6 protein-coding genes are annotated in these 11,854 nt (G+C 64.3%); 1 reads left to right on the top strand and 5 read right to left on the bottom strand.

Translation table 11 applies throughout. The annotated features are described in order from the left end of the window. Positions 1 to 92: 92 nt before the first annotated feature. The 4 genes from D6Z43_RS22620 to D6Z43_RS22605 all read right to left on the bottom strand — a co-directional run bounded on the left by D6Z43_RS22620 (position 93) and on the right by D6Z43_RS22605 (position 8,564). On the bottom strand, positions 93 to 3,380 hold the full coding sequence (locus D6Z43_RS22620; protein WP_120654259.1) for a DUF2126 domain-containing protein: 3,288 nt from the start codon (positions 3,378 to 3,380) through the stop codon (positions 93 to 95). Between the two features lie 385 nt (positions 3,381 to 3,765). Beyond that, on the bottom strand, positions 3,766 to 4,875 hold the full coding sequence (locus tag D6Z43_RS22615) for an SO2930 family diheme c-type cytochrome (RefSeq protein ID WP_120654258.1): 1,110 nt from the start codon (positions 4,873 to 4,875) through the stop codon (positions 3,766 to 3,768). Further along, complete coding sequence (locus tag D6Z43_RS22610; RefSeq protein ID WP_120654257.1) at positions 4,872 to 6,101, bottom strand: parallel beta-helix domain-containing protein; 1,230 nt, start codon at positions 6,099 to 6,101, stop codon at positions 4,872 to 4,874. The genes D6Z43_RS22615 and D6Z43_RS22610 overlap by 4 nt, the downstream gene beginning before the upstream one ends. A gap of 177 nt (positions 6,102 to 6,278) precedes the next feature. Further along, positions 6,279 to 8,564, bottom strand: coding sequence for a YgiQ family radical SAM protein (locus tag D6Z43_RS22605; protein WP_120654256.1), 2,286 nt, complete (start codon positions 8,562 to 8,564; stop codon positions 6,279 to 6,281). 211 nt (positions 8,565 to 8,775) lie between these two features. On the opposite strand from D6Z43_RS22605, the gene D6Z43_RS22600 reads away from it, so the two are divergent. Next, positions 8,776 to 10,683 (top strand): diguanylate cyclase, encoded by a 1,908-nt coding sequence (locus tag D6Z43_RS22600; protein ID WP_120654255.1) that lies wholly within the window; start codon positions 8,776 to 8,778, stop codon positions 10,681 to 10,683. 93 nt (positions 10,684 to 10,776) lie between these two features. Here the strand turns inward: D6Z43_RS22600 and alr are convergent, their stop codons facing one another. After that, complete coding sequence (gene alr / locus D6Z43_RS22595; protein WP_120654254.1) at positions 10,777 to 11,853, bottom strand: alanine racemase; 1,077 nt, start codon at positions 11,851 to 11,853, stop codon at positions 10,777 to 10,779. Position 11,854 lies beyond the last annotated feature (1 nt).

The raw sequence follows: 11,854 nt of genomic DNA, 5'->3' as shown, positions 1-11,854 counted from the left end.
ACTCGGCAGATGGGCGGCAGTGAAACTTTAGCGGACAGCGCGACGCCCGGCCGCTGTACCGTCGGCCGGGGCGACGCACATACCGCCTGAAACTAAGGGCGGCGCAAATCCAGGGTCATCGGCAGTTCGTCATCGAGCACAGGTTGGCCGACCTGCAGCTTGCCTGGTGTATGTCCGTGACGGAAGAAGCGCACAAGGCGCCGGCTTTCGGCCTCGTAGGCGTTCACCGGGAAGCTGTCGTAGCTGCGCCCACCCGGATGGGCAACATGGTACTGGCAGCCGCCCAGGGAGCGCTGCATCCAGGTATCCACCAGATCGAACACCAGGGGCACCTGCACACCGATGGTCGGTTGCAGGCAGGCGGCAGGCTGCCACGCGCGGTAGCGCACGCCGGCGACGAACTCACCGCCCCGCCCGGTGGGCCGCAGCGGTACCGGCTCACCATTGCAGGTCAGCACGTAGCGATCCGGCGCCATGCCGCTGACCTTGACCTGCACCCGCTCCAGTGACGAATCCACATAGCGCACGGTGCTGCCGGCGGAGCCCTCCTCGCCCAGTACGTGCCAGGGCTCCAGCGCCTGGCGCAGCTCGAGGTCGATCCCCTTGACCTGGTAGTCGCCGTACTTGGGGAAGCGGAACTCGAAGTGCGGGGCGAACCATTCGCTGCGCAGTGGATAGCCGGCGGCGTTGAACTCGTGGACCACGTCCTCGAAATCCTGCTGGACAAAGTGCGGCAGCAGGAAGCGGTCATGCAGCTCAGTGCCCCAGCGCACCAGCTTCGGTGGCTGATAAGGATCGTTCCAGAAACGCGCCACCATCCCGCGCAACAGCAGCTGCTGAGCCAGGCTCATACGCGCATGGGGCGGCATTTCGAAGGCACGCAGCTCCAGCAGGCCCAAGCGTCCGCTGCTGCTGTCCGGCGAATAGAGCTTGTCGATGCAGAATTCCGCGCGGTGTGTATTGCCGGAGACATCCACCAACAGATTGCGCAGCAGCCGGTCCACCAGCCAGGGCGGGCAGTCGGTTCCGGGCTGGGGCATCTGGGCGAAGGCGATTTCCAGTTCGTAGAGGGCGTCGTTGCGTGCCTCGTCCACTCGCGGCGCCTGCGAGGTCGGGCCGATGAACAGGCCGGAGAACAGGTAGGACAGCGAAGGGTGGTTGTGCCAGTAGCTGATCAGGCTGCGCAGCAGGTCCGGACGGCGCAGGAAGGGAGAATCCGCTGGCGTGGCGCCACCGAGGACGAAGTGGTTGCCACCGCCGGTGCCGACGTGGCGTCCATCGACCATGAACTTCTCGCTGGACAACCGGCTCTGGCGGGCCGCCTCGTAGAGGAATTCGGTGCGTTCCACCAGCTCGTCCCAGTTGGCCGAGGGGTGGATATTCACTTCGATCACGCCCGGATCGGGGGTGACGCGGAAGTTGGTCAGGCGTGGGTCGCCGGGTGGCTCGTAGCCTTCCAGCAGCACCGGGCAATTCAGCTCACCGGCCGTGGCTTCGATGGCGGCCACCAGCTCCAGGTAGGACTCCAGCTCGGAAAGCGGCGGCATGAACAGGTAGAGACGACCTTCGCGGGGTTCGGCGCAAAGGGCGGTGCGAGTGATGCCAGCGGCGGACTGATGCAGGTGCGGTTCGCGAGCGTCGCCATGGGCAGCCGACACGTCGTCACGCAATTGCTGGCGGATCAGCGCGGCGCGGCGCAGCGGCGGGAACTGCTGGCCGGGATCGGCCGGATTCACGTAGGGATAGTCCGCCTCGCTGACCCAGGGCTGGGAATCCAGCGGCAGGCGATAGCCCATGGCGGAATCGCCGGGAATCAGGCGGCAGTGCTCGTCGCGCAGGAACCAGCGGCCACTTTCCCAGGCATCTCCGGCGGCGCTCCGCGCCAGCGGCAGCACTTGCCCGACGACTTCACCCAGGCCGCGTTCGAACACCCGGCGCAGACGCTCGCGCTCCAGCGGGTCGGCCAAGCGGGAATCTTCCGGGGTGACATTGCCGGGCAGCTTACGCTCGCGCCAGAGGTAGTAGAACCAGTCCTCGAAGGCCGGGAACTGGTTGTCTCCCGACACGCCCAACCGATTGGCTACCCGACGGAGGAATCGAGCCGCGATATGGGCATCTGCGCCATAGTCGCGGCTTTCATCGGCGTAGAGCGTCGGGTTCTGCCAGATGGGCTCGCCGTCCTTGCGCCAGAAGCAGTTCAGCGACCAGCGCGGTAGTTGCTCGCCGGGGTACCACTTCCCCTGGCCGAAGTGCACCAGGCCGCTCGGCGCATAGTGCCTGCGCAGGCGGTGGAACAGTTCGGCGGCCAGGCGGCGCTTGTTGGTCCCCAGTGCAGCCGTGTTCCACTCCGGATCGTCGGGGTAGTCGATGGCGATGAAGGTGGGCTCGCCGCCCATGGTCAGGCGCACGTCGCCCGCGGCGAGGTCGGCGTCGATGCGCGCGCCAAGCTCACGGATGGACTGCCACTGTTCATCGCTGTAGGGCTTGGTCACCCGAGGCGCTTCCCAGACCCGTTCGATGCGCATGTCGTGGGAAAACTCGCACTCGCACTCATCCACGCCACCGCTGATTGGCGCTGCGGAGGTCGGCTCCGGGCTGCAGGCCAGCGGTATATGGCCTTCACCGGCGAACAAGCCAGAGGTGGGGTCCAGGCCGACCCAGCCGGCACCCGGTAGGTAAACCTCGCACCAGGCGTGCAGGTCGGTGAAGTCGACCTCCGTACCGCTTGGGCCGTCGAGGGACTTCTGGTCGGCGGTGAGCTGGATCAGGTAGCCGGAGACGAAGCGTGCGGCCAGGCCCAGGTGGCGCAGCAGCTGCACCAGCAGCCAGGCGGAATCGCGACAGGAGCCGGAAGCCTTCGCCAGGCTTTCCTCCGGCGCCTGCACCCCTGGCTCCATGCGGATCAGGTAGCGGATGTCCCTGGAAAGCTGCTGGTTGATCGCCACCAGGAAGTCGACACTGCCCTTCGGGGTGAGATCGATGCGTGCCAGGTAGTCAGCGAATAGCGGGGTGGCGGGCAGGCAACTGAGGTAGGGCGCCAGCTCACGCCGGTCATCGGCCGTGTAGCTGAAGGGAATCTGCTCGGCGTAGGGCTCAAGGAAGAAGTCGAAGGGATTGAACACCGCCATTTCGGCGACCAGGTCCACTTCCACTTTCAGTTCGCGGGTCTTTTCCGGGAACACCAGGCGCGCCAGGTAGTTGCCCTGGGGGTCTTGCTGCCAGTTGATGAAATGCTTGCCCGGCGCCACTTTCAACGAATAGCCGAGGATGCGCGAGCGGCTGTGGGGCGCCGGCCGCAAGCGGATGATCTGCGGGCCGAGATTGACCGCACGATCGTAGCGATAGTGGGTGACGTGATGCAGTGCGACATGAATCGACACGGCGTGCCTCCTGCGAGCCTGGGCGATAGCGGGAGTCGCGCAAGACTTGTGCCAGCCCCCGAACCAACGGTTTTCGGCCCTTCCGAGCACCGGAAAAGGGCCACCTTCGCACCTGGATGACCCGGCCGCACAAAAATGGTTCGCGGCGGGCCAACAGGTGAGATTCAAGCCTAGCGGCCGAAGATGAAGGAGAAGGGAATTCGCATCAGGCTGCTTAGGCCGATTGGGTATAAGCGACTACATCCAGGTGAACGCGGCTACATGCTCTTTGTAGGGGCGAATTCATTCGCCAAGGGCGGCGCAGCTGCCTCCAATCGGCACCCACGGGCAGCCCTTCGGACTGCTTGGCGAATGAGCTCCCCCCTACAGGGGAAAACGCCCCCGCTCAGCACCCTCCCGGTAAACCGGCTATCCAGCGTCTCAGCAGCTCCACCCCTTCCCCATGGGCAGTGGAACGTCCCAGCTCCGGCATCATCACGCTGGGGTCGGTGCTCTCGACACGGTAGATCAGCACCGAGGCGTCCGGCTGGCCAGGGTGGATATCCACCAGTCGGTCGCCAGAACCTTTGCCGGCCGCGACAGGCTGCTTGCAGAGCCCATAGGGAATGCCGAGCGGTGTGGCGGGATCGAGGTAGAGGCCAGAAGTGCGCGCCGGCCCCTTGGGGTTATGGCAGTGGGCGCAATTGATATCGAGGTAGCTGCGCGCCTGCCTCTCCAGGTCCTCCCCTTCACGGGGAGCGCTGGCCAGGGCATTGCGCGGAATGCTCTCCGACGCTGGCAGTCCCTGGAGCAAGCCCTTGCGCTGCCAGTGTTGCAGCTGGTTTTCCACAGCCTCCGGATAGGCCAGGTCGCGATTCAGATGGCGCGCTTTCGGTCCCAGGGGCCGCAGGCCTTCACCGTGGTTTTCCTCATGACAGCCGGCGCACTGGTTGGCGTCGGGAACCTGGTAGTCCACCTGCAGTGAACCGCCCTGCTCATCGCGCAGTTCAAGCGCAGTGCTGGCACCGGCCCACTCCAGGTTCGCCTCCCTCTGCGCCTCATCCCAGACATAGGGGAGCGCTACCCAACCCTGCTGCTGGCGCAGCAAAACACGGGTTTCCACCAGCCACACCGTGGCCAGGTCCAGCCCCTTGACCGGATCGCGATCATCGCGGGTGTTCTTCAGCAGGCGGCCCTGCTCATCCTTCGGGTAGTAGAACGTCTTGGTCAGCACCGTGCCGACGGGGAATTCGAGATGCTGCTCGCCATAGCGGGCGGCCTGGCCCGGCGGCAGCCATAAGGTGCGCAACTTGTGGGCGTAGTCGCTGAACAGCGGCGTATTCAGGTCGTAGGCCAGCGCCTCTGCTGCGGGCTGCAGCTGGCCATCGGCGCGTTGCAGCATGCCCCAGCCACTGAGCTTTTCCGGGTAGCTCTCGCCGTCGGGCAGGTAAAGCGGCTCCTGCTGCTGGCCACAGCCGGACAGCAGCAGGAACGCCAGACACAGCGCTGCCCTCATGCCCCCTGCCCCGCCGCGGCGAGGATCACTTCCGGCAGCGGTGGCAGCGTGCAGCGGTGGTTGGCCATGTCGGTGCTGATGTTTTTGAAGTTGTTGGGCCCGTCGACGTTGACCAGGGTTGCTGCGCCGTTGTCGACGCAGATGCCCAACTCCACCGGCAACTTGCCATCCACCAGCCGCGCCGGGTTCACGTAACCGTCCCAGAGGATGTCTGGCAGGCGGCCATTGAGACCGAACTTGGCGACCTTGAGGGCTTTCAGTTCGAGGTGGTCGGGGCTGTCGCCGCCGGGCCCGAAGCGATTGCCGTGGATAGCGATGCGCTCCGGGTAGGGGTCGAAGTCGCTGGTGGTAGAGAGGTCGCTGTAGCCGGTGCTGAAGTAGCTGCTGACGATGACGTTGGCGGTGCGATGGTTGCCGATGTCGTTGTCGAAGATTTCCACATCGTCGTTGGAGTTGATTACCACGCCGGAGCCAGCGGGCACGCTGGCCACCGGTGTGCCCTTGTGGCCGAAGTTGTCGTGGTTGTTGCCCTCGACCCGGTTGCGATAGATGCGCGTGCCATGTCCAGGCTGCTGAAGGTTGGGCATGTTGAACACCAGGATGCCGCCGGTATTGCCCGTGGCGACGTTGTCATAGACGTCGGCACCAATGGTGTTCTCGATCTCGATGCCGGCGACATTACGTTCGGCGCGGCTATTGCGTACCACCACGTTGCGCGATTGACCGACGTAGATGCCGGCATCCGATGCGCCGATGGCAACCACGCCTTCGATCAGGGTGTTTTCGGTCTGCACCGGGTAGATGCCGTAGGCGCCATTCTCGGTGGCCGGGCCGTTGGTCCACTCGGTGCGAACATTGCGAATGACGATGTTCCTGCCACCGACCACCTTGAGGGCGTCACCCTTGCTGTCCTCCAGTGCGAGGTCTTCGATGGTGAAGTCCGAGGCGTCCACCAGCAGCCCTTCGGCACCAGCCTTCTGGCCCTTGAAGCTGAGAATGGTCTTGTCCATTCCGGCCCCCTTGAGCGTCACGCCACTGACCTTGAGGCTCAGGCCACGATCCAGTTGCCATTTGCCGGCGGGAATTTCGATGACGGAGCCGGGTTTGGCCTTGATCAGGCGGGCCTGCAGGTCCCTCTGGAAGTCAGCGTGAGTAACGGGGGAGTCGGCCTGGTCGCCACAGCCGGCGAGCAGGATGGCAAGGGCCAGGAGGGAGAATGGGCGCATGGGCAGTACCGGGTTCTTCTTATGATTTTGGCACTATAGTGCCAAACAATATCTTGTAGGAAGAACCCGACAGACGACAGCGCAGGAGAGAGCCTGCGGAACGACTCTTCGCGAGCAGAGCTCGCTCCTACGGAGAGCGCAGAGACGAAAACGCCTGCGCGAAGGCTGGCGTTTTCATCAGCGCGGCGCGACTGGCCGCTTGGCGGGCTTCTTCTTGCCACCCTTTTCGGACGCCGCGGCCTTGTTCTCGGCCTGCTTGCGAGCGAAAGCGGCTGCCTTGGCCTGTTCGCGTTTGTCCCAGGGCTTGCTGCCATCGCTGGCGCGGGGCGGCAGGCCGGTGTGCTGGGTGAGCACCTTGCCGACCTTGTTGCTGCCGGCCGGCGTGGAGTTCTTGCGGCGGGCGCTGTGGTACTCGTCCGTGGCCGGCTGGTAGGTCGGGATCAGTTGGTGCTTGCCATTGCCTATCAGGTCGCCACGGCCCATGCGCTCCAGTGCCTCGCGCAGCATCGGCCAGTTCTTCGGATCGTGGTAGCGCAGGAAGGCCTTGTGCAAACGGCGCTGTTCCTCGCTCTTGACGATTTTCACGCCTTCGCTCTTGTACGTGACCTTGCGCAGTGGGTTTTTGCCCGAGTGGTACATGGCGGTAGCACTGGCCATGGGCGACGGGTAGAAGGCCTGCACCTGGTCGGCGCGGAAGCCGTTGCGCTTGAGCCAGAGGGCGAGGTTCATCATGTCCTCGTCCGTGGTGCCGGGGTGGGCGGCGATGAAGTACGGGATGAGGTACTGCTCCTTGCCCGCTTCCTTCGAGTACTTCTCGAACATCTGCTTGAAGCGGTCATAGGAACCGATGCCGGGCTTCATCATCTTGCCCAGCGGCCCTTCCTCGGTGTGTTCCGGGGCGATCTTCAGGTAGCCGCCAACGTGGTGGGTCACCAGTTCCTTGACGTACTCGGGCGACTCCACGGCCAGGTCGTAGCGCAGGCCGGAAGCGATGAGGATCTTCTTCACGCCAGGCAGCGCACGCGCGGATCGATAAAGCTGGATCAGCGCCGAGTGGTCGGTATTGAGGTTTTCGCAGATGCCCGGCCACACGCACGAAGGTTTGCGGCAGTGCTTTTCGATCTCCGGGCTCTTGCAGGCAATCCGGTACATGTTGGCGGTCGGGCCACCCAGGTCGGAGATGACGCCGGTGAAGCCGGGCACCTTGTCACGGATTTCCTCGATCTCGCGGATGATCGACTCTTCCGAGCGGTTCTGGATGATGCGGCCTTCGTGCTCGGTGATGGAGCAGAACGTACAGCCACCGAAGCAGCCCCGCATGATGTTCACCGAGAAGCGGATCATGTCATAGGCCGGGATCTTCTCCTTGCCGTATGCGGGGTGCGGAACGCGGGCGTAGGGCATGCCGAAGACGTAGTCCATTTCCTCGGTCGTCATCGGGATGGGCGGCGCGTTGAACCACACATCCACGTCGCCATGGCGCTGAACCAGCGCGCGGGCGTTGCCGGGGTTGGTCTCCAGATGCAGCACGCGGTTGGCGTGGGCATAGAGCACTGGGTCGTTGCGTACCTTCTCGAAGGACGGCAGGCGGATCACGGTCTTGTCGCGGGTCAGGCGCGGGTTGGGCAGCAATTGCACCACCTTGGCCTCATTGGGGTCCTCGACCGGGCCCTTCTCCTGCTCAATGGCGCAGGCCTGCAGATCCTGAGTGTTGACGTAGGGGTTGATGATCTTGTCGATCTGGCCGGGGCGGTCGATGCGAGTGGAGTCGATCTCGAACCAGTCCGTCGGCGTGTCACGACGGATGAAGGCGGTGCCGCGCACATCGGTGATGCTGTCGATGCTTTCACCCCAGGACAGGCGCTGGGCGATTTCCACCACGGCCCGTTCGGCGTTGCCGTAGAGCAGGATATCGGCGGTGGCATCCATGAGGATGGAGCGGCGCACCTTGTCTTGCCAGTAGTCGTAGTGGGCGATGCGGCGCAGGGACGCCTCGATGCCGCCCAGCACAACCGGCACGTGGGTATAGGCTTCCTTGCAACGCTGGCTGTACACCAGGCTTGCACGGTCCGGGCGCTTACCGGCAACGCCACCGGGGGTATAGGCATCGTCGGAGCGGATCTTCCGGTCCGCGGTGTAGCGGTTGATCATGGAGTCCATGTTGCCCGCCGCCACGCCGAAGAACAGGTTCGGCTCACCGAGCTTCATGAAGTCGTCCTTCGAGCGCCAGTCCGGCTGGGCAATAATGCCCACGCGGAAGCCCTGGGCCTCCAGCAGGCGGCCGATGATGGCCATGCCGAAGGACGGGTGGTCGACGTAGGCGTCGCCGGTCACGATGATAATGTCGCAGGAGTCCCAGCCGAGCTGATCCATCTCTTCCCGGCTCATAGGCAGGAAGGGTGCAGGACCGAAACACTCGGCCCAGTACTTCGGATAGTCGAACAGCGGCTTCGCAGCTTGCATATTTTTTGACCAGCGGGCTTTTTTACGGGGCGCGGAATATAGCACAAATTTTGAGCAAATCCGACGCTGACGCTAGGTTTCCTCAAAGCCTGAATGCAAGGCTGTAGGAAATCGCGTACAAAGTGATCACAGATTCTCCGGGTCGCTATACTTCGGCCGACCTACAAACCGCCAGGCCGCAGTAGTAAATAACTTACAAGGAGCGTGTGCGGTGCGACGTCCGATCCTGTCCCTCTTCCTGCTCCTTTGTTGGCTAGGCCTTGGCTTGCCATCCCAGGCAGCTTTTGAACTGACACCCCAAAGCAGCGGCGCGACGCTCAATGAGGCCATCGACCTGCTGGAAGACCCCGATGGCACGCTGGATATCCGGGATATGGCCAAGCCGGAGGTGCAGCAGCGCTTCGTTCCGGCCGATGGCCGCGCCACCGTCGGCCAGAGCCGCAGCACGTGGTGGGTGCGGGTGCAACTCAGCCGCAGCGGCGATGCCCCTGCGCAATGGTGGCTGGAGAACGCCGGCATCACGGTCTATCGGGTCAGCCTGTTCCTGCCGGACGGCAACGGTGGCTGGAGCAAACGGGAGAGCAGCGAGGTCCTGCCATTCGCCGAGACCCGCGACTATTCCTACCGCCGCATGCTGTTCAAGCTGCCGGAAATTGGTGCCCAGCCCCTGACCCTGTACTTCCGCAGCTACGATCCGGCCGGCAACTCCTTTCCCCTCAAGATCTGGCAGGCGGATGACCTGAAAGAGCTGAAGTCCACCGAAAACCTGGGTTTCGGACTGGTCTACGGGGTCATCCTGGCGCTTTTCCTCTACAACCTGTTCATCCTCGCAGCACTGCGCGACAAGGCCTATCTCTGGTACGTGCTGGCCACCGCCTCGGCGTTGGTGTTCATCCTCAGCATGACCGGCCACGGTTTCCAGTACTTCTGGCCGGACCGCCCGGTGCCGATCTGGCTGGACCGCATTACCCTGCCCTCGCTCTGGGGCATCTTCGTGATGCGGTTCACCCAGGAGCTGCTCTATACCCGCCGCGGCCTGCGGTGGGCCGATCGCCTGTTCAACGTGGCCTGCGTGCTCTACGCGCTCGCCATCCTGATCAATGTCTTCGGCTACCGCGCCGAGGGCGCCCTGCTGATCGCCATCACGCCCATCGTGACCGTGCCCACTGCGCTGATCAGCGCAGTGGTCCGCTGGCGCCAGGGCTTCATTCCAGCGCGCTTCTACCTGGTCGGCTATGGCACCGTGCTGATCAGCACCGCCGTGCTAGTCATGCGCGCCGCCGGCCTGATCCAGCCGATCAACTTCACCGCCTACATGTTCCCGGTTGCCGTTGCGGCCGAGTCGATCCTGTTCTCCTTCGCCCTGGCCTACCGCATCCAGATGCTCAAGCAAGAGCGCGCCGCAGCCCTCGAACAGGCCGATCGCGAGAAAGCCGCACGCCTCGCGCAAATGCAGGCCAGCGCCGATGAACTGCAGGCAGCGGTCACTACGCGCACCGCAGAGCTGGCGGCCGCCAACCAGCGCCTCAGCGAGCGTGAACGCGCCCTTGAACATGCCGCCTTCCACGATGCCCTGACCGACCTGCCAAACCGCCGCTACCTGATCGAGCGCACCGAGTCGGCGCTGGCCAACGCCAAGCGCCATGATGAGCAACTCGCTCTGATGCTGATCGACCTGGACCACTTCAAACCCATCAATGACCGATTCGGTCATGACGCCGGCGACGAGATGCTACGCACCATCGGTCGGCGCCTGCGCGAGCACGTCCGCGGCGGAGATGCGGTAGCGCGCCTGGGCGGTGACGAGTTCGCCGTGCTGATCGGCGGGCCGGATGCCGAGGCCGAGGCCTGCAAACTGGCCCAGCGCCTGCTGGAGGAGCTCGCAGCGCCGATGTGCTACGGCGCCGAAAAGCTTTCGGTGAGCATCAGTATCGGCATCGCGCTCTACCCGCAGCATGCGAGGAATTTCGCTGGGCTCTACCAGACGGCTGACCAGGCGCTGTACAAGGTCAAGGCACGTGGCCGCTCAGGCATGGTGCTGTTCGGCGAAGATGGCGAGTTGTCCCGTGAGACGAGCCTGCAACTGGATGTACTGAAGACGCCCAGCGGATTGCTGTAGCGGAACCGCCTCGCGGCTGCTTCGCGAGCAAGGCACCAACCAGGGCGGCACGCCGCCCTTCACGAATGGATTCACTCCTGCAAAATTGCGGGATCAGGCCAGGTAACGACGCGGCACGCGCGCGGTGACCTTGGTCAGCAGCTCGTAACCGATGGTGCCGCAGGCCTGGGCTAGCTCATCCACCGAGAGTTGCGCGCCCCAGAGTTCCACCGAGTCACCGACACGTGCATCCGGCAACTCGCTGAGATCCACCGCCAGCATGTCCATGGACACCCGCCCTACCAGAGGCACGCGACGGCCATTGACCACCACCGGCGTGCCGCTAGGCGCGTGACGCGGATAACCGTCGGCATAGCCGCAGCTGACGGTGCCAATGCGCGACGGTCGGGTAGCTTCCCAGGTCGCGCCATAGCCCACGGTTTCCCCGACAGCTATCTCACGGACGGCAATCAGCTGGGCGCTAAGGCTCATGGCAGGTTTCAAGCCCAGTTCGGTGGCGCTGAGGTCCGACAGCGGCGTGGCGCCGTAGAGCATGATGCCGGGACGCAGCCAGTCCATATGGGAGGCGGGCATGGTCAGGATCGCAGCAGAGTTGGCCAGGCTGCGCTGGTCGAAGTCGAGCTCGAACAGGTCGTGGAAGGCTTCCAGCTGAACCTCGTTGAGCGAATGGCCACGCAGGTCGGCGCAGGCGAAATGGCTGATCAGGTTGAGCTCCGCCACTTGGGCGGCAGCACGCAGGCGAGCGTGCCAGTGACGCAGCGCGTCCGGGGTGAACCCCAGGCGGTGCATGCCGGAGTCCAGCTTCAGCCAGACATTCAGCGACCGCCCGATTGCGGCGGCGAGCAATGCCTCGGCCTGCTCGGGACCTTGCACAACTATGTCCAGCCCGAGCTGGGCGGCGAGGTGATACTCGGCCCGCTCGAAGCAGCCCTCCAGCAACAGCACCCGCGCTTCGTCGTCGAGGGCGCGCACTTCGGCGGCTTCTTCCAGGCAGGCAACAGCAAAGCCATCGGCTTCACCGCGCAGGCTCGCGACCACTTCACGCACGCCATGGCCGTAGGCATTCGCCTTGACCACCGCAAAGGCCTGCCGCCCTGGGGCACAGCGCTTGGCAATGGAGTAGTTGTGGCGAATGGCGGAAAGGTCGATGGCAGCGATCAGCGGGCGCATT

It is taken from the genome of Pseudomonas sp. DY-1 (assembly GCF_003626975.1).
Classification (GTDB): Bacteria; Pseudomonadota; Gammaproteobacteria; order Pseudomonadales; family Pseudomonadaceae; genus Metapseudomonas.
This window is presented reverse-complemented; position numbering and strand designations above follow the sequence as displayed.

Excerpts from the sequence above, each read along its gene's own strand:
- D6Z43_RS22615 (WP_120654258.1), bottom strand. The coding sequence starts at position 4,875 with ATGAGGGCAGCGCTGTGTCTGGCGTTCCTGCTGCTGTCCGGCTGTGGC.
- D6Z43_RS22610 (WP_120654257.1), bottom strand. The coding sequence starts at position 6,101 with ATGCGCCCATTCTCCCTCCTGGCCCTTGCCATCCTGCTCGCCGGCTGT.
- D6Z43_RS22605 (WP_120654256.1), bottom strand. The coding sequence starts at position 8,564 with ATGCAAGCTGCGAAGCCGCTGTTCGACTATCCGAAGTACTGGGCCGAG.
- alr (WP_120654254.1), bottom strand. The coding sequence starts at position 11,853 with ATGCGCCCGCTGATCGCTGCCATCGACCTTTCCGCCATTCGCCACAAC.